The 17,599-nt window shown below is 67.2% G+C and carries 20 protein-coding genes; 14 read left to right on the top strand and 6 right to left on the bottom strand.

Translation table 11 applies throughout. From position 1 onward, the window contains the following. Positions 1 to 14 precede the first annotated feature (14 nt). From A5686_RS06130 to eccE, 8 genes are all read left to right on the top strand, one after another. Positions 15 to 323 carry a PE family protein gene (locus tag A5686_RS06130; RefSeq protein WP_067932134.1) on the top strand — a complete coding sequence of 103 codons (309 nt, stop codon included), beginning with the start codon at positions 15 to 17 and terminating at the stop codon, positions 321 to 323. A 42-nt stretch (positions 324 to 365) separates the two neighbouring features. Continuing rightward, entirely contained in the window at positions 366 to 1,823 is a 1,458-nt protein-coding gene (locus A5686_RS06125; RefSeq protein ID WP_067932132.1) for a PPE family protein, read from the top strand. A gap of 62 nt (positions 1,824 to 1,885) precedes the next feature. Beyond that, entirely contained in the window at positions 1,886 to 2,179 is a 294-nt protein-coding gene (gene esxG, locus A5686_RS06120) for a type VII secretion system protein EsxG (protein ID WP_007768837.1), read from the top strand. 32 nt (positions 2,180 to 2,211) lie between these two features. Beyond that, positions 2,212 to 2,502 (top strand): WXG100 family type VII secretion target, encoded by a 291-nt coding sequence (locus A5686_RS06115; RefSeq protein WP_067128585.1) that lies wholly within the window; start codon positions 2,212 to 2,214, stop codon positions 2,500 to 2,502. Positions 2,503 to 2,522: 20 nt separating this feature from the next. Further along, positions 2,523 to 3,410, top strand: coding sequence for an ESX secretion-associated protein EspG (locus A5686_RS06110; protein WP_067932130.1), 888 nt, complete (start codon positions 2,523 to 2,525; stop codon positions 3,408 to 3,410). A 75-nt stretch (positions 3,411 to 3,485) separates the two neighbouring features. Continuing rightward, a complete protein-coding gene (gene eccD / locus A5686_RS06105) occupies positions 3,486 to 4,904 on the top strand; it encodes a type VII secretion integral membrane protein EccD (RefSeq protein WP_156749962.1) in 1,419 nt (472 codons plus the stop codon). Beyond that, the gene (gene mycP / locus A5686_RS06100) at positions 4,901 to 6,301 is read left to right on the top strand and encodes a type VII secretion-associated serine protease mycosin (protein ID WP_067932127.1); all 1,401 of its coding nucleotides are present in this window, start codon (positions 4,901 to 4,903) and stop codon (positions 6,299 to 6,301) included. Before eccD ends, mycP begins: the two co-directional genes overlap by 4 nt. Beyond that, positions 6,298 to 7,317, top strand: coding sequence for a type VII secretion protein EccE (eccE, locus tag A5686_RS06095; RefSeq protein ID WP_067932126.1), 1,020 nt, complete (start codon positions 6,298 to 6,300; stop codon positions 7,315 to 7,317). Before mycP ends, eccE begins: the two co-directional genes overlap by 4 nt. On the opposite strand, the gene A5686_RS06090 is transcribed toward eccE, so the two are convergent. Next, on the bottom strand, positions 7,307 to 8,506 hold the full coding sequence (locus A5686_RS06090) for a S9 family peptidase (RefSeq protein ID WP_067932161.1): 1,200 nt from the start codon (positions 8,504 to 8,506) through the stop codon (positions 7,307 to 7,309). The two genes, eccE and A5686_RS06090, sit on opposite strands and share 11 nt — an antisense overlap. A gap of 163 nt (positions 8,507 to 8,669) precedes the next feature. On the opposite strand from A5686_RS06090, the gene A5686_RS06085 reads away from it, so the two are divergent. After that, entirely contained in the window at positions 8,670 to 9,455 is a 786-nt protein-coding gene (locus A5686_RS06085; RefSeq protein WP_067932125.1) for a trans-aconitate 2-methyltransferase, read from the top strand. Positions 9,456 to 9,515: 60 nt separating this feature from the next. On the opposite strand, the gene A5686_RS06080 is transcribed toward A5686_RS06085, so the two are convergent. Continuing rightward, positions 9,516 to 10,922: a sulfatase gene (locus tag A5686_RS06080; protein WP_067932160.1), complete on the bottom strand. Its 1,407-nt coding sequence runs from the start codon at positions 10,920 to 10,922 to the stop codon at positions 9,516 to 9,518. Positions 10,923 to 11,005: 83 nt separating this feature from the next. Next, positions 11,006 to 11,674 carry a 5,6-dimethylbenzimidazole synthase gene (gene bluB / locus A5686_RS06075; RefSeq protein ID WP_067932123.1) on the bottom strand — a complete coding sequence of 223 codons (669 nt, stop codon included), beginning with the start codon at positions 11,672 to 11,674 and terminating at the stop codon, positions 11,006 to 11,008. A gap of 69 nt (positions 11,675 to 11,743) precedes the next feature. Between bluB and A5686_RS06070 the strand changes: the two genes are divergently transcribed. Then, a complete protein-coding gene (locus A5686_RS06070; RefSeq protein WP_067932121.1) occupies positions 11,744 to 12,028 on the top strand; it encodes a hypothetical protein in 285 nt (94 codons plus the stop codon). Here the strand turns inward: A5686_RS06070 and A5686_RS06065 are convergent. Next, positions 12,012 to 12,494, bottom strand: coding sequence for a hypothetical protein (locus tag A5686_RS06065; protein WP_067932119.1), 483 nt, complete (start codon positions 12,492 to 12,494; stop codon positions 12,012 to 12,014). The genes A5686_RS06070 and A5686_RS06065 overlap by 17 nt on opposite strands. 80 nt (positions 12,495 to 12,574) lie before the next feature. On the opposite strand from A5686_RS06065, the gene A5686_RS06060 reads away from it, so the two are divergent. Together A5686_RS06060 and A5686_RS06055 are read left to right on the top strand one after the other, a co-directional pair. Further along, the gene (locus A5686_RS06060) at positions 12,575 to 13,252 is read left to right on the top strand and encodes a phosphatase PAP2 family protein (protein WP_067932118.1); all 678 of its coding nucleotides are present in this window, start codon (positions 12,575 to 12,577) and stop codon (positions 13,250 to 13,252) included. Between the two features lie 99 nt (positions 13,253 to 13,351). Continuing rightward, positions 13,352 to 14,011 carry a L,D-transpeptidase gene (locus A5686_RS06055; RefSeq protein WP_067932157.1) on the top strand — a complete coding sequence of 220 codons (660 nt, stop codon included), beginning with the start codon at positions 13,352 to 13,354 and terminating at the stop codon, positions 14,009 to 14,011. Positions 14,012 to 14,014: 3 nt separating this feature from the next. On the opposite strand, the gene A5686_RS06050 is transcribed toward A5686_RS06055, so the two are convergent. Further along, complete coding sequence (locus tag A5686_RS06050) at positions 14,015 to 14,509, bottom strand: nuclear transport factor 2 family protein (RefSeq protein WP_067932117.1); 495 nt, start codon at positions 14,507 to 14,509, stop codon at positions 14,015 to 14,017. Continuing rightward, positions 14,496 to 15,116, bottom strand: coding sequence for a TetR/AcrR family transcriptional regulator (locus tag A5686_RS06045; RefSeq protein WP_067932116.1), 621 nt, complete (start codon positions 15,114 to 15,116; stop codon positions 14,496 to 14,498). Before A5686_RS06045 ends, A5686_RS06050 begins: the two co-directional genes overlap by 14 nt. A 38-nt stretch (positions 15,117 to 15,154) precedes the next feature. Between A5686_RS06045 and A5686_RS06040 the strand changes: the two genes are divergently transcribed. Together A5686_RS06040 and A5686_RS06035 are read left to right on the top strand one after the other, a co-directional pair. Then, positions 15,155 to 16,384, top strand: coding sequence for a hypothetical protein (locus A5686_RS06040; protein WP_067932113.1), 1,230 nt, complete (start codon positions 15,155 to 15,157; stop codon positions 16,382 to 16,384). A 153-nt stretch (positions 16,385 to 16,537) separates the two neighbouring features. Next, positions 16,538 to 17,599 (top strand): Hsp70 family protein (locus A5686_RS06035; protein WP_156749960.1); only part of this gene is annotated, 1,062 nt, incomplete at its 3' end.

Genomic DNA, 17,599 nt, shown 5'->3' with positions numbered 1-17,599 from the left:
GGAAAGGAGTAACCATGACCCTGCGAGTGGTTCCCGAAGGTCTGGCCGCGACCAGCGCTGCGGTCGAGGCCCTGACGGCACGGCTGGCGGCCGCGCACGCGGCGGCGGCTCCGGCGATCACCGCGGTGGTGCCGCCGGCGGTAGACCCGGTATCGCTGCAAACGGCTGCCGGATTCAGCGCTCAGGGCCAGGAGCACTCCGCCATGGCGGCCCAGGGTGTCGAAGAGCTGGGCCGCGCCGGCGTCGGCGTCGGCGAGGCCGGCGCAAGCTACCTCGCGGGCGACACCGCGGCCGCTGCGACGTTCGGAATCGCGGGCGCCTGACAAATGACTGGCCCTCTGGCCCCCATAGGGTCCACTATCTGGATGGCTTTGCCACCCGAGGCGCATTCGGCGTTGCTCAGCGCCGGTCCTGGGCCGGGGCCGCTACTGGCGGCCGCCGGCGCGTGGACCGCGCTGAGCACCCAATACGCCTCGGCGGCAGCCGAACTCAGTGGGCTACTGGGGGAGGCCCAGGCCGGTGCCTGGGAGGGGCCGAGCGCCGAGCAGTATGTGGCGGCCCATCTGCCGTATCTGGCGTGGCTACAGCAGGCGAGCGCCGACAGCGCGGGTGCGGCCGCACAGCAAGAGGTCGCGGCCACGGCGTACACGGCCGCCTTGGCGGCCATGCCGACGCTCGCGGAACTGGCCACCAACCACACCGTGCACGGGGTGTTGGTAGCGACAAATTTCTTTGGCATCAACACCATTCCGATCGCGGTCAACGAGGCCGACTATGCGCGGATGTGGGTCCAGGCGGCCACCACCATGGGCACTTACCAGGCTGTCGCGGGCTCGGCCCTGGCCGCGTCGCCGCGCACCACGCCGGCGCCTCCCATTGTCAATCCCGGCGGCCAAACGAACAGCCTCGCGGCAAACGCCGCGCAGAACAGCCCTGGCGACTGGTTGCAGAACTTCTTCCAGCAGTTGTCCAAATCTCTGCAGGACTTCCTCCAGAACATCCAGCAGCTGTTGCAGAACCTGCCGGCGCTGCTGGCGGCCAACGGGCCGCTGCTGTTCTTCGTTGCCTACCAAGTGTTTTTCAACGCCGTCGGCTGGCCGACCTGGGGTGCGATCCTGACCGCGCCGTTGCTGATTCCGCTACTGCTGGGCATCGGGCTCGGTTCCCTGCTCACCACACCCGTTGACGTCGAGCCGGATGCCGACGCCGCCCCCGCCGTCGTGGCCCCCGTGCTGACGTCGAACAAACCGACCATGATGCCGGCGGTCGCGTTGGCCCCGACGGTGGCGACTCCGGCCGGGGCACCGGCCACCACGGCTGCCGCGGGCTCCGGTGCGCCCGCGGCGCCGGCGCCGGCGGCGGCGGCGACCAACTTCGCCTACCTGGTGGCCATGGGCGGTGACCCGGACGCGGGCGTCGGACCCACGTTGGGCGGCCGCGGCGGGGTCAAGGCTCCGGCGGCGACCATCCCGGCAGCGGGTGCCGCAGCGGCGAACCGCGCCGAGTCGCGCGCACGGCGCAGGCGGCGGGCCACGCTGCACGATCACGCCGACGAGTACGCGGACATGGACTCCGATTTCGGTGTCCCCCCCGATTTCGGCGACGAGGAGGAACTGGCCGCGGCCGTCGCATCCGCCCAGGGGGCGGGGCCACTCGGGTTCGCCGGAACCACGCGGCGACAGAAAGCCTTCCAGGCGGCCGGATTGACCAAGCTGGCCGAGGACGATTTCGGTGGTGGCCCACGCATGCCGATGGTGCCCGGCACGTGGGAGCAGGAAGCCGGTAACGGAGCACACCCAACCGAGCCCGGGAAAGGGGGTTAAGGCAGTCAGCCAGTGAAGGTGAATTACCGAAACCCCAATGGAAGCAACAGAAAGGAATCAGCATGAGTATGTTGGACGCTCACATTCCGCAGTTGGTAGCCGCACAGTCGGCCTTCAGCGCTAAGGCGGCGTTGATGCGCAGCACGATCAGCCAGGCCGAGCAGGAAGCGATGTCGGCGCAGGCGTTCCACCAGGGCGAGTCCTCGGCCGCCTTCCAGGCCGCGCACGCGCGATTCGTCGAGGTCGCCGCCCGGGTCAACACCCTGCTGGACATCGCCCAGGCCAACCTCGGTGACGCCGCCGGCACCTACGTGGCCGCGGATGCCGCCGCCGCGTCCGGTTACACCGCGTTCTGATCTCACCGCTAGCAACCGCGAAAGGACTTGTCATGTCGCAGATCATGTACAACTACCCGGCGATGTTGAACCACGCCGCCGACATGTCGGGCTACGCCGGCACCATGCAGGGGCTCGGTTCCGACATCGCCAGCGAGCAGGCCACGTTGTCCAACGCCTGGCAGGGTGACACCGGTATGACCTACCAGGTGTGGCAGGCCCAATGGAACCAGGCGATGGAAAGCCTCGTGCGCGCCTACCAGTCAATGGCGAGCACCCACGAGGCGAACACCATGTCGATGCTGGCCCGCGACCAGGCCGAAGCCGCCAAGTGGGGCGGCTAGGTCGTGACTGAACGAACCTGATGGACCGAGCGCCCAACGCCGTCGAGCTGACGGTCGATCACGCTTGGTTCATCGCGGAAACGATTGGGGCGGGGAGCTTTCCCTGGGTATTGGCGATCACCTCGCCCTATCGTGATGCCGCGGAACGCAGCGCGTTCCTCGACCGTCAGAAAGCTGAGCTGACCGAACTGGGTCTGGTCTCAGAAGGCGGCCTGGTCAACCCAGCGGTCGCCGAGTGGATCAAAGTGGTGTGTTTTCCGCAGCGGTGGCTGGACATGCGTTACATCGGTCCGGCCAAGGACACCGGTGCGGAAGGCGACGCCGGGTTGCTGCGGGGCATCGTCGCGCAGCGCACCGGTGTGGCCGGCAAGCCGTCGATCACAGTGGTCGCGTTGCGCAGCGCGCAGCTCATCACGTTCACCGTCATGGACATCGACCATCCGCGCGCGCTCGTGCCGGTGCTCACCGTCGGTCTCGCGAACCGCGCGCCCGCGCGGTTCGACGAGTTCAGCATGCCGATGCGGGTTGGTGCCCGAGCCGACGAGCGACTGCGTTCGGGTGCCCCGCTCGCTGAAGTCCTTGACTACTTGGGTATCCCGCAATCGGCACGGAAGGTGGTGGAATCGGTGTTCGAAGGACCACGCAGCTACGTCGAGATCGTCGCCGGCTGCCGCTGCGACGGCCGGCACTCCACCACCGAGGTGGGGATGAGCATTGTCGACGCACGCGAGGGGCGGGTGCTGGTCAGTCCGTCCCTGGCCTTCGACGGCGAGTGGGTTTCGACCTTCGCGCCGGGAACACCGTTCGCGATCGCCGTCGCGATCGAACAACTGACCGCCCTACTGCCAGATGCCGGATGGTTCGGCGAACACCGGTTGGCCCGAGATTTTTCCGTACAAAACTCGTAATACGAAAGAAGAGAGAACGATGTTCCAGCAACGGCCACAACACTTTTCGGAGATCCGGTGACATCCGGAACCGTCATGCCGATCGTCCGTGTGGCAATCCTCGCGGACAGCAGGTTGATGGAAATGGCCTTGCCTGCGGAGCTGCCGCTGCGCGAAATCCTGCCGGCCGTCCAGCGTTTGGTGGTTCCGACCAACGGCGGTTCGGAAGACGGCGCCGCCTCGCGCGGTGCCGCCGACGTCGGTGCGGCGACTCAACTGAGCCTGGCCCCGATCGGTGGTGCGCCGTTCAGTCTGGACGCCAGCCTCGACACGGTCGGAGTCGTGGACGGCGACCTCCTGGCGCTCCAGGCGCTTCCGCTGGGTCCGGCGGCGCCCGGCATCGTCGAGGACATCGCCGATGCGGCCATGATCTTCTCGACTTCCCGGCTCAAGCCATGGGGCACAACGCATATCCAGCGTGGCGCTTTGGCCGCGGCGATCGCGGTGACGTTCCTGGTGACGGGGTTGTCCGTTACCTACCGGGTAGCCACCGGTGCGCTGCTGGGACTGGTCGCGGTCAGCGCCGTCGCCGCGGTGACCGCTACCGTCGGACTGCTGGTCACCGCTCGCTCGGCGCGCACCGGCATGACGCTCTCAATCGCCGCACTCGCTCCCATCGCCGCGGCGCTCGCGCTGGCCGTGCCGGGCAAGTTCGGCGCCGCCCAACTGACCCTGGCCGCGGCCGGTGTCACCGCGTGGTCGCTGATCGCCTTGATGGCGCCCAGCGCCGAGCGTGAACGCATCGCCGGCTTTTTCACCGCGACCGCGGTGGTCGGCGCCGGGGTGTTGCTGGCCGCCGGCGCCGAATTGCTCTGGCATCTCGAGCCGATCGCCATCGGCTGCGGGCTGATCGTGGCGGCATTGCTGGTCACCATCGAGACGCCTCAACTGTCCGCACTGTGGGCGCGCTTCCCGCTGCCGGTCATTCCGGCACCCGGGGACCCCACCCCGTCGGCGCCGTCGCTGCAGGTGCTCGAGGACCTGCCGCGCCGGGTCCGGATCAGCGACGCACATCAGAGCGGATTCATCGCCGGCGCAGTGCTACTCAGCGTCCTGGGTTCGGTAGTGATCGGCCTGCGGCCCGAGGCGCTCAGCGGCGCGGGTTGGTACGTAGTGGCGGCCACCGCCGCGACGTCGGTGCTGCGCGCCAGGGTGTGGGACTCCGCCGCCTGCAAGGCGTGGCTGCTCGCCCAGCCCTTCTTGGCCGCCGGCGTGCTGCTGGTGTTCTACACCTCCACCGGACGCTACGCCGCCGCCCTGGGCGCCGCACTGGTCGTTCTGGTGCTCGTATTGGTCTGGATCGTGGTGGCGATGAACCCGGGTATCGCCGCGCCGGAGAGCTACTCGCTGCCGGTGCGCCGGCTGGTGGGCTTTGTCGCGACCGGACTCGACGCGTCGCTCATCCCCGTGATGGCTTTCGTCGTCGGTTTGTTCGCCCTGGTGCTCAATCGATGATTCGGCCGGCATCAGCCTGCGCCGCAGCGGCATTGGCTTTGCTGCCCGCCGCCGCGACGTGGACGAGTGCGCCGGCATCCGCGATCAGCCCGCCGACGGTGGATCCCGGCGCCCCACCGCCCAGCGGCGCGCCGGGGCCCGGGCAGCCGATGGAGCAGCGCGGACCCTGCAGCACCTCCGGTGTCGTGCCGGGCAGCGACCCCGGTGCGATCACGCCCAGTCAGTCGATGCTGAATCTCCCTGCAGCATGGCAGTTCTCGCGCGGCGAGGGGCAGCTGGTGGCGGTGCTCGACACGGGAGTGCGGCCGGGGCCGAGGCTGCCCAACGTCGAACCGGGCGGCGATTTCGTCGAGACGACCGATGGGCTGACCGACTGCGACGGACACGGAACGTTGGTGGCCGGGCTCATCGCCGGTCAGCCCTCGCCCGACGATGGGTTCTCCGGCGTGGCACCCGCGGCGCGCGTGGTGTCGATCAGGACGACGTCGGCCAAGTTCTCGCCACGAACGCCGGGTGGTGATCCATTGATGGCGCAAGTGTCGGCCGAGGTGTCGACACTCGCCCGGGCGATCGTGCATGCGGCCGACCTCGGTGCGCGGGTGATCGATATCGGGTCGGCCACCTGCCTGCCCGTGGACCGATCGGTTGATCAGGCCGCTTTAGGCGCGGCGGTCCGTTACGCGGCGGTGGACAAGGACGCGGTACTCGTGGCCGGCGCGGGTGACAGCGGTGCGGGCGCCGGCGGCGCCTCGTGTGAGTCGAACCCGCTCACCGACTTGAGCCGCCCCAACGATCCGCGAAATTGGGCCGGTGTCACGTCGGTGTCCATCCCCTCGTGGTGGCAGCCGTACGTGTTGTCGGTGGCGTCGCTGACCCCGGACGGCCAGCCGTCGAAATTCACGGTGGCGGGACCGTGGGTGGGTGTCGCCGCGGCCGGCGAACGCATCGTGTCGATCGGCAACGCCGACGGCGGCGGACTGGCCAACGGCCTGCCTGACGGGCACCAGCAACTCGCCGCTGTCAGCGGAACCGGGTATGCGGCCGGCTACGTGGCCGGTGTCGCGGCGCTGGTCCGCAGTAAGTATCCCGACCTGAACGCCACCGCAGTGCAGCGTCGCATCACCGCAACCGCGCACAACGGCGCGCGTGAACCGTCCAACGTGGTCGGCACCGGCAGCGTGGATCCGGTGGCGGCCCTGACCTGGGAACTGCCCGCGGGTAACCAGCCCGGGGCGGCATCGTTCAAGCCGGTGACCGTGCCGCCGGCCCCCGCGCCCAAGGACACCAAACCACGGACCGTCGCGGTGGCCGGCACCGCCGCGCTGGCCGTGCTGGTCGCGGTGGCCGGCGCAGTCACCGCAATCGCCGCACGCCGACGAAAGGACCCCACCCCGTGAGCAAGCATCGGATACCGACTCCCGGGAGCGGTCGAATCACGTTGGCGCTGTTGGCCGTTGTGCCCGCGGTCATGGCCTACCCGTGGCGACCGCCGCGTGACTACTGGTTACTGGGCATCGCGGCCGCCGTCGTGATCGTGTTGTTCGGCTGGTGGCACGGTCTGCATTTCACCACCATCCTGCGCCGCCGAGTGGCGATGATCGGACGCGGTAACGCCGTCCCGGCGAGCACTTCCGACACGGCGGCAACCGCGCTGATTCGCCTCGGCACACCGGAGGATGACTCCGACGCGTTGCCGCTCCCGTTGATCGCGAGCTACCTCAATCGTTACGGCATCCGGGCCGACAAGATCCGAATCACCAGCCGCGACAACACCTCCGACGTGTCACGACGCGAGACCTGGATCGGTCTCACGGTATCGGCGCGGGATAATCTGGCTGCGCTGCAGGCCCGCTCACCGCGAATCCCGTTGCACGAGACCGCTCAGGTCGCGGCTCGCCGGCTGGCGGACCATTTGAGGGAGATCGGTTGGGAAGCCACTACCGTCGCCGCCGACGATGTCCCCCGGCTACTGACGTCCAACCCCCGCGAGAGGTGGCGGGGAGTGCAGCGCGGCGCCTCGGATTATCTTGCAGCATACGAAATTCGGGTGGACGACACACTGCCGGAGACCTTGGAGGCGATCCGGTCTTATCCCGCGCGCGAAACCTGCACGGCGTTGGAGATCGCCGGTGACACAGACCGGTTCACCGTCGCGGTGGCGTGTGCGTTCCAGACCGAGACCGCCCCGGATGGCAAACCGCCGATCGGTGGGCTGACCCCGCAACGCGGAAACCACCTGCCGGCGTTGACGGCGCTGGACCTGTTGTCCACGCGTCGGCTGGACGGACACGCCGCAGCGCCGCAGAACCTGCTCGCGCAGCTGCACTGGCCCACCCTGCTCGGCGGAGCGCACCGCGCCTCGCCCGGCCAAACCGGCGACAACGCCGACACCGTCGAGGTGGTCAGAACATGACCTCCCGCAGGAAAGCGGTCATCCTGCGCAGGTAGTCCAACTGGCTGATGTGCAGCACGTGACTGCCCGGAAACCAGTGCAGCGCACATTGATCCCAGTGCTGCCATAGCTTGACGGCATGGTCGGGCGGCGCCATCCGGTCGCCGAGTCCGGTGATGATCATCCGGCGTTCCCGCGGCACCAGTGGCCGGTAGTTCAGCGGGCAGTGGTACGCCAGCCCGTCCGCGAGGTCGTCGTGGCTGATGTCGGATAACCGCAGACCCAGCCGCACCAGCCTGTTGGCCGGGAACCATTCGTCGAACAATGTCGCCGGGGTGACGACGGGGCAGTTGGGGATCACCGCCTCGAGCCGAGCGTCGGCCGAGGCCACCAGCGCCGAGGTGTAGCCGCCCAGTGAGATGCCGGTGAGCGCGATGCGGTCGACCCCGGTGTGGCGCAGATAGTCGATGATGGAGCGAAAGTCGTGCACGGCCTGTGCCATGGCCTCGGCGAAACCGCTGAGTCCACCGGCGAAATAGCCGAAACCGCTGAATGGTGAATATTTTTCGGCCCGCTTGCCGTGAAAGGGCAGTGTGTACATCAGTACGTCGTAGCCGGACTGGTAGTACCAGGGACACGAAAAGAACCGTCCGTTGGCCAGATAGGACGATCCCAAGAAGCCGTGGATCACGCACAGGGTGGGACGCGGCCCGTCGTCGTGGCGCCAATGCTGCGCCCGCACGGTGTTGTTGGCCCGCCAGGCGCCCCACTGCGGGCGCATGGCGGGGTTGACGGCGGTGAAGCTGCTGGGAAATGCGATGTTGTCGACCGTGCCGTGCGCGATCCACTGCGCCAGCGGGCTGGCCCGCCGCGATGCGACCCGGGGGATCTCGGTGGGTGGCGGAAAGGATCGCGCCGGGTCTTTCGCCGCCCCCAACTCCGCATAGAAGTCGAGGTTGTCGCGTTCGGTGGCGGAATGGGATTGCCGCAGCGTACTTGCCACCACGAACGGCGCCACCGTCGTGGAGAGCAGCGAGGCCACCCAGGTGCGCAGGGCCAGATCACCCAGGGCCGATGCCTCGACTACCATTCGCTGGCGGGGCGACAACGCCGAGCGAGGGGGTAGTCCGCCGGCGCCGGCCGAAAGATCGGCGCCGGAAACGTCGGGAACGGGGATGGGCGGGTCGATCGGATCTGAGTCGGGCGCCACGAACGCCGATGGTAGCCCGACGGCCACGGGCTTCCTGGGCGTTTTGTCCGTTTCGGTCAACGCGGTGTTATCCCGGGACCATCCGGGCCGCGTCGGCGCACCATAGGAGTTATACGGTTTGCTATCGGCCGGTTGCGGCGGCGCGAGGATCGGGAGGATCGACATGTGGGATCCGGACGTTTACCTGGCCTTCGCCGACCATCGCGGCCGCCCCTTCTACGACTTGCTGTCGCGGGTGGGTGCCGAGCGCGCGCGTCGCGTCGTCGATCTCGGTTGCGGTCCGGGGCACCTGACTAAGTACCTGGCCCGGCGTTGGCCCGACGCGGTGATCGAGGCGATGGACAGCTCGCCGGAGATGGTTGCCGCCGCGAAGGAACGCGGCATCGACGCCGTCACCGGTGACCTGCGCGACTGGAAGCCCAAACCCGACACCGACGTGGTGGTCAGCAACGCGGCCCTGCACTGGGTGCCCGAGCACGCCGACCTGCTGCTGCGGTGGGCGGGGGAGCTGGCGCCTGGATCGTGGATCGGTGTCCAGATGCCGGGCAACTTCGAGTCGCCGTCCTACGCCGCGGTGCGGGCGCTCGCCCGCCGGGAGCCGTATGCGAAGTTGCTGCGCGACATTCCATTTCGGGTTGGGGCGGTGGTTCAGCCCCCGGCGCATTACGCCAATCTGCTGCTCGACGCGGGATGCAAGGTCGACGTCTGGGAGACGACCTATCTGCACCAGCTGACCGGCGAGCATCCAGTCCTGGAGTGGATCACCGGCACCGCGCTGGTTCCCGTGCGCGAGCGGCTCGACGACGACGCATGGGAGAAGTTCCGCGAGGAGCTGATCCCGTTGCTGCGGGACGCCTACCCACCGCGGTCCGACGGCGCGACGATCTTCCCGTTCCGGCGGGTGTTCGTCATCGCCGAGGTGGGCGGGTCGAGCCGTTCAGCCGGGTAACCCGGCAGCGCCCACCGGCCGCCGATCCCCGGCGCGGCAACGAATTTGGGTCAACGGTGATTAACGCTGCGTTGGCTTGCCTTCTTCGATGCCGCGGTCAGCGGCTATGGCCGAGCGGGGGGTCGGCTTCGACCGATGGATCTTCAGATACGTCTCGGTGTATCTCGCGGAAATGCGGGTGCCGGCGAACTCCGACGGGATGACATCACCGGTGCGTTGACGCCAATCGTGCAGTCTGACAGCAAGATCAGCTGCGACCTCATTCGCATCGGTTCGGTCATCGGCCAGCAGGTTGGTGGTCTCGCTGGGATCGGTGCGCAGATCGTAGAGTTCACGCTCGGGCCGCGGCGACTTGACGAACGGCGCGACGGCCCGCCCGGACGGGCTTTCCTCGATGTCCAGCGGCAGATCGAGCAGCGGGCGGGGCACGTAGTTCTCGATGTAGCTGTAGTCCTTGGTGCGGATCGCGCGGATCGGGTCGAACGAGTCGTGGTAGGTCTTCGTGGTGTAGACGTGATCGCGCACCGGTGGTGTGGTCGGCGGATCCGGTTCCAGCAGCACGGACGCGTGTGATACACCGTCGACATCGACCGGAGTGTCAATCCCCAACAGCCCCAACAACGTCGGGACCAAGTCGACGGCGCTGAACAGCTCGTCGTAGATGCGTGGACCCACCGCCCGGTTGGTGGGCGGGCGGATGATCATGCCGATGCCGGTACCGGCGTCATACAGCGTGGATTTCGCCCGGGGAAACGCCGGGCCGTGATCGGTGAAGAACACCACCCAGGTGTTGGCGTCCAAACCGGTGTCGGCCAGCGCGTCGAGCAGTCGCCCCACGGCGGCGTCGGCGGTGCTGATGGCCCCGTAGAAGTCGGCGAGGTCGCCGCGCACCTCGGGGCTGTCGGGCAGGTAGTCGGGCGGATCGACCTGCGCGCTGTCCGCCGGCGTGTAACGGTCGTGCGGATAGGGCCGGTGGGTCTCGAAAAACCCGGCGGTCAACAAAAACGGCTGTCCGACAAGGCCTTCGGCGCTTTGCCGCAGCCATTCGTCGGCCTTGTCGGCGACGTAGTCACAGAAGGAGTTCGACACGTCGAACTCGTCGAATCCTAACCGCTTCGGGTAGGAGGTCTCATGCTGCATACCGAAAAGCGCTGAATACCAGCCCGATTCAGACAAGATTTGAGGCAGGGTCCGGATGCCGTCACGGTATTCCCAGCCGTGGTGGGCCAGCCCGATGAGGCCGTTGTTTTGCGGGTAGCGACCGGTGAACAGCGATCCGCGCGACGGCGAGCACAGCGGCGCGGTGGCGTGCGCGCGGGTGAACAGGATGCCCTCGGCGGCAAGGCGGTCCAGCCGCGGGCTCGATACGTCGGAGTGGCCGTAGGCGCCGAGGTAGCGCCCCAGGTCGTGCCAGTGCACGATCAGCACGTTGTCCAAAGAGCCCGTATTCCGGTTTTGTTCCGCTATCTCCAATGGCGTCACCTCTCACATTGCCTTGCGACCGGCGACGTTACCGCAACCTCCCCGCGGGATTCCTGAGTGCTGTTGCGTCAGGGCGTCGGCAACTGACCCCATCGGTTCTCGCAGACGAACTCCGACAACGGTCGCCCAACGGTCCAGCCGTCCAGTTCCAGCGCCGGCCGATCGGGGAATTCGGGTACCGGTCCCAGGCACAGGATGGCCACGGGCTCGGCGCCCGACGGCATCCCCAGCAGCGCCGCCAGCCGTTGCGGATCGAAAAGTGACACCCAGCCCATCCCGAGGCCCTCGGACCGGGCCGCCAGCCACAGGTTCTGGATCGCGCACGACACCGACGCCAAGTCCATCTGCGGTAGCGTTCGCCGACCGAAGACGTGCGCGTCGCGGCCGTCGCCCAGCGCCACCACGAACAACTCGGCGCACTCGAGGATGCCCTCCACCTTGAGCGCCAGGAACTCGTCGGATCGCTCGCCCAGGGCTTCCGCGGTGCGCGGACGCTCCTCGTCGACCAGGGCATGAATGCGTCGCCGCAGCGAGGCGTCGGTGATCCGAATGAAGCGCCACGGCTGCATCAGCCCGACGCTGGGCGCCGCATGCGCGGCCTGCAGCAGGCGCGCCAATACGGCCTCGTCCACCGCCGCACCGGGAACGAATCGGCGCATGTCACGACGCTCGTAGATGACGCGATAGACCGCCCGCCGCTCATGCGAGCTGAATGCGTCACCGGTCACGTCTGCCATCGTAGGAAATCGGCGTTAGCGTTGATCGTGCCTTGGCCCCAAGGCCCCCGCGAAGGGAGTGGTTTTGAAGTGAAGCCTTCCGATGTGCTCGATCAGCTGGCCGCCGAGCCCAGCGCCGGCCGCGGTTACGGCGAGCCCTATCAGACCCCGGACGGCACCACCGTCATCGTGGTCACCAAGCCGCTGGGGGTGTTCGCCATCCGTGACGGGCAGGCCACCTGGACGCCGGCCGTCGACAACGGCCGGATCGCGCTGATCGGGGTGATCACCGGCCTGCTGGCCGCGGTGATCGGCACCCTCGCGGTGCTGCGGCAGCCGCCCTGGCCGCGGATCACGATCAGGGACTATAGGTAACCCCGACCGCGCGGAACACGTATTCCGGCGGCATGTCGAACGCCAGCGACCGCCGGGGCAGGCGGCTGAGAACATCGTCCGGAATGGTCACCTTGTAGTGCAGCGACAGTTCGCCGGTGAACTTTTTGTCGACTCGGGAGACGTCGGCGTTGACCTGCAGTCCGGTCGGCGATATCTCCACCTGCGCCCCTCCTGTCTGCGGCGCGTCCCAGCGCACGTTGACGGTCGGGCCGGCCAGCCGGGGCAGCATGGACAGCGTTGCCAGCACCCGCTCCGAGGTGAAGACCAGCGAACCCGTGTAGCTGGCGACGCTGTGCGGCAACCGCACGCCCGGGATAGTGCCGCTGAATCGGCGGGTCACGGCTACATAATCGGCGAGGTAGATCAGGCCTTCCGACTCGACCTCGGCATGCAGCTGGTCGGGCAGCTTGCCGATGCCGAACAACCTACGGACGAAGACGGCCATATCGACAGTATGACGCGGCCGCGACTCCGAGGGGGCGGGCCGCACGGTGACGGCGAAGGCGGTGCTGGTATCGGTTGGTCATGACTCGCCCCCGGACACCGGTGGCCGCCTTGATCGCCGCGTTGGCCGCCACCGTGTATGCGGCGATGTGGGTCGGCTACCGCCAACACTGGAATTGGCTGTACCGGACGGATTGGTCCTTGCTCAACGCGGCTCGCGACCTCGCGCTCAAACATCCGCTGTGGCTTCGCTTTTGGGAAGTCGTGTCCTATGCGGTGGGCCCCGTCCCGATGTCCGTGCTGGGCGTTGTGATGACGGTGTCCGCCCTGGTGCTGCGCAATCTGCGGGCCGCGCTGGTGCTGGCTTTCGCGTGCGGGCCGCTCAACGAGTTCGTGACCGCGGTGGCCAAGGCGCTGGTCAACCGTCCCCGGCCGCCAAGCATGTTGGTCGCCGCGCCCTCGACGTCCTTTCCGTCCGGGCATGCGCTGGAGGCGATGGCCGCGCTGCTCGCCGTGTTGTGCTTTTTCTTTCCGATGCTGCATCGGATGGCCCGCGGCATCGCGGTCGCGGTGGTGACGGTGGTGCTGGTGACGGTCGGCATCGCCCGGGTGGCGCTCAACGTGCATTACCCGTCCGACGTGCTGGCCGGCTGGTCGCTGGGATACCTGTATTTCCTGTTGTGTCTGTTGATTTTCCGGCCTTCGATGAAGCGACTCGTCAGCCCGCGGCGTGCGACCGAAACCGCCGCAGTTCCTTAACAACGCCGTCCCGGTGCATGTTTGATCACGACGCGGTGACCCAACCGCGGCTAAACATTTACTTGACCCTGAGGACGTGCCCGTTCGACGATGGAGCGCATGCACCGACTGCTCACTTCGCTGTGCGTCGCGGCGTGCGTAATTCTCGCCTCGGTGGTGCTGGCGCCGACCGGTGCGGCCGCGGGCGCCCCGTGGTTCGCGAACTCGGTTGGCAATGCGACCCAAGTGGTTTCGGTGGTGAGCACCGGCGGTTCCAACGCGACCATGGAGATCTTCCAGCGCACCGGCACCGGTTGGCAGTCGCTGCGGTCCGGCATTCCCACCCACGTCGGTTCGGCGGGAATGGCACCGCAGGCCAAGAGCGGTGTTCCGGCCACCCCGATGGGCGTGTACAGCTTGGACTCCGCGTTCGGCACGGCGCCGAATCCAGGCACCGGGTTGCCCTATACCCAGGTGTCCGGTGCCAATTACTGGTGGAGCGGCGACGACCACAGTCCCACGTTCAACACCATGCAGGTGTGCCAGAAGGCGCAGTGCCCGTTCAACACCGGTGACAGCGAGAACCTGCAGATCCCGCAGTACAAGCACGCCGTCGTGATGGGCGTCAACAAGGACAAGACCCCGGGTGGTGGAGCCGCGTTCTTCTTTCACACCACCGACGGGAAGCCCACCGAGGGCTGCGTGGCGGTGGACGACGCTCAGCTGGTGTCGATCATGAAATGGCTGCGGCCGGGCGCGGTCATCGCCATCACGAAGTAGCCTTCAGTCCGCGGCGACGGCGCGACCGGGTTTGAGCGTGAAGTTCAGGCCCTCCAAAGACAGTGTGGCGTCATAGGTTCGGTCGTAGCCGGTGCCGCTGATCTTCCAGCCCGCCTCGGTGCGACGGTAGGTGTCGCGGTAGAAGGCGGCCCCGATCAACATGAAGTTGAAGTCGGCGACTATAACGCGGTCTTGCAGATACCAACTGCCCGTTGCGGTGTCGCCGTCGACAGTGATGTCCGGATGCGTCACCCGGTGTTCGGTGATCACGTTGGAGGGCAGCGAGGTACGCATGTACTCCACCAGGTCGGCCCGGTTGGTGAAATGCAGCTCGTTGCCGATCGACGGCCCGTAGTCGGCCTTGATGTCCTCGGCCAGGGTGTCGGTGAAGTCGTCCCAGTGCTTGGTGTCCAGCGCGCGCAGATACCGGTATTTGACTTGCTTTATCGCTTCGATGTCGGCGAGGTCGTCGAGGGTCACCAGGTCATTGCAGCACACGGGTGACCATGTCGACGAGGGCACGTCGTTCCAGGCTCCAATCGATCGCGGTCCCGGTGACCATCTGCGCCAGCACCACACCGCGCAGCGTGGCCCAAATGACTTCCGCCACACCGGCATGCGCGGGATCCGTGCTGATCAACCTCCCCAGCTGGCCGACCGCGGCATTCATGTCGAGCAGGTGGCGGCGCGAGGACGGGTCCGAGCCGCCGCGGGTTTCGCGCAGGATTTCGAAGGCGGCCATCGACGTCGGGCTGCTGTAGCAGCTCCAAGCTGTGTCCACGACCACCTCGATGCGCCTGCGCAAGGGGAGCTCGCTGACGTCGGCCGACGACAGGCTGTCGACGAGCCGGGCCACCCCGTCGTCCACCACGGCCATCAGCAGGCCGTTGCGATCGCCGAAGTGGTACTGGATGACCCCCCAGGTCACGCCCGCACGTTCGGCCACGTGCTTGGCGGTGGCCGCGGAGAATCCCTCCTCCACGATGCAGCGCACGGTCTCATCGATGATCTTCGCCCGAGTGTCATCGCCGCGCTTGCGTGGCGCGGTGGTCCGCCGGGTGGGGCGAACCCGGCGATCGGGCGTCTGGCCGGCGATTACGGGCATTGTTGACTTTATAACATAGCCAAGTCTATTTTTGGGGCGTGAGCGGCCCCTCGCGATACGCGCAATTGTCCCGCGACGAGCTCGTCGTCTTGGTACCCGAATTGCTGCTGATCGGTCAGCTGATCGACCGATCCGGAATGGCCTGGTGCATCTCCGCTTTCGGCCGCGAGGAGATGATCCAAATCGCCATCGAGGAGTGGGCGGGCTGTAGCCCGATCTACACCCGGCGCATGCAGAAAGCGCTGAACTACGAGGGCGACGATGTGGTGACGATCTTCAAGGGCCTACAGCTCGACATCGGGGCCCCGCCGCAATTCATGGACTTCCGCTACACCGTTCACGATCGCTGGCACGGCGAATTCCGCCTCGACCACTGCGGTGCCCTACTCGACGTCGAGCCGATGGGCGAGCAGTACGTGTTCGGCATGTGCCACACCATCGAGGACCCGACCTTCGACGCCACCGCGATCGCGACCAATCCGCGTGCCCAGGTGCGCCCGATCCACCGCCCGCCGCGGACGCCGGCGGACCGGCACCCGCACTGCGCATGGACCGTCATCATCGACGAGTCCCATCCCGAAGCGCAAAGCATCCCGGCACTCGACATCGTGAGCCGAACACGCGCCGCGACTTGGGAACTCGATCCCGTCGACCCCGAAGATGAGGGGCAGGCGGATTACTCGGGGCCGTTGCTTTCGGATTTCGACTTCGCCGCGTTCTCGCATTCGGCGCTGGTCCGAATGGCCGACGAGGTATGCCTGCAGATGCACCTGCTGTACCTGTCGTTCGCGATCGCGGTGGCCGCGCGAGCCGCCAGCGACGACGAAGCCGTCGGCGTGCGCACCCGCGGCTTGATCGGCATCGCGGGCATGGCCGCCGAGCGCATCCACCGCGCACTGAAACTTCCGAGCGGAATCGACGGTGTGCTGCGCGTCCTCGAACTGCACCCGCTGCTGAATCCCGCGGGCTACGTTGTCGCCGAGACGGAATCGAACCTGCTGCGTGTGCACGCATCGCCGGCCCATGACGACGGATCCTGGATCTCGCTGTGCTCGCCGCAATCCGTGCAGCCGCTCCAGGCGATCGCCACCGCGGTGGACCCGCACGTCGAGGTTCGAGTTAGCGGAACGGCCACCGACTGGACGGCCGAACTGGTTGAAACCGAGACCGCCACCGAGGAGCTGCCAGAGGTTTCGGTGGTCAGAGTGAGTGGGGGCTCGACCTTCCAGTTCGAGCCCAGGCATTCGCTGCCGCTGACGGTGTTGTAGCGAAAGGCTTTTTGTCAAGGGGTTTTCGGTACCGCTTCGGTGACGCAAGCGCATCGAGCGGATACCAATGACATTGCGAAGCATCGGCTTTCCGCGTGTCCGCGGCTATGGTTAACGCTGGCCACCGACCCCTATAGACGAAGGTTTCGCTCTATGTACGACCCACTCGGGTTGTCGATCGGGACCACGAACCTGGTCGCTGCGCGTAATGGAAGCCCACCGGTTAGCCGCCGGTCTGTGCTCACCCTTTACCCGCACTGTGCACCGAAAATCGGTGCACCCGAAGAGAACCCGTACCTAACCGAGCCTGGCGTACCGATGAGGGGCTTTATCGAGCGCATCGGTGATTCCGTTGCGCTGGTGTCACCCGACGGTTCCGCGCATGACCCGGAACTGCTCACGGTGGAGGCACTGGACGCGATGGTGCTCGCGGCCGGCGCTGACGCCGCGTGCTCGGAAATTTCCATCGCCGTGCCGGCGCATTGGAAACCCACGACGGTACAGGCGTTGCGGGACGCGCTGCGAACCCATCTGGGCTTCGTGCGCAGCGGTATGGCGCCGCGGCTGGTCAGCGACGCGATCGCGTCACTGACCGCGGTGAAATCCGAGCTCGGCCTTCCCGACGAGGGTGTGGTGGGTCTGCTCGACTTCGGCGGCAGCGGTGCCTCGGCCACCTTGGTCAATGTCGCTGGCGACTTCGAACTCGTCAGCGCCACCATGCGTTACGCCGCGTTGTCCGGTGACGAGATTGATCAGGAGTTACAGCTGCGTGCCTTCGAGGAGCTGGGGCATGGCAGCGGCCTCGACCCGGCCAGCACCGCCGGTGTCGGGCAGCTCGTGGAACTGAAGGAACAATGCCGCGTGGGCAAGGAGCGGCTCTCGACCGACATGACCACCGAAATCATCGCGGTGCTGGGCGGGCGCAATTGCAGCTTGACTTTGACGCAAGACGACCTCGAAGAGATGATTCAGGATCGGCTGACCGGCTTCATCTACGCCTTCGACGACATGCTGGTGCGCTATCGTACGAGTTGGTCAGACCTCGTCGCAGTGGTCACGGTCGGTGGGGGAGCACGCATTCCGCTTGTCACCGAACGGCTTTCGATGCATGGCCGGATGCCGATCCTGACGCCGTCGCAGCCGGCCCTGGCCGCGGCCAGCGGGGCACTCATCCTGGCTTCGCGCGGCGGCCAGCTGGATCTGCGCACGCGGACG

It is taken from the genome of Mycobacterium sp. E2479 (assembly GCF_001667925.1).
GTDB lineage: Bacteria > Actinomycetota > Actinomycetes > Mycobacteriales > Mycobacteriaceae > Mycobacterium.
This window is presented reverse-complemented; position numbering and strand designations above follow the sequence as displayed.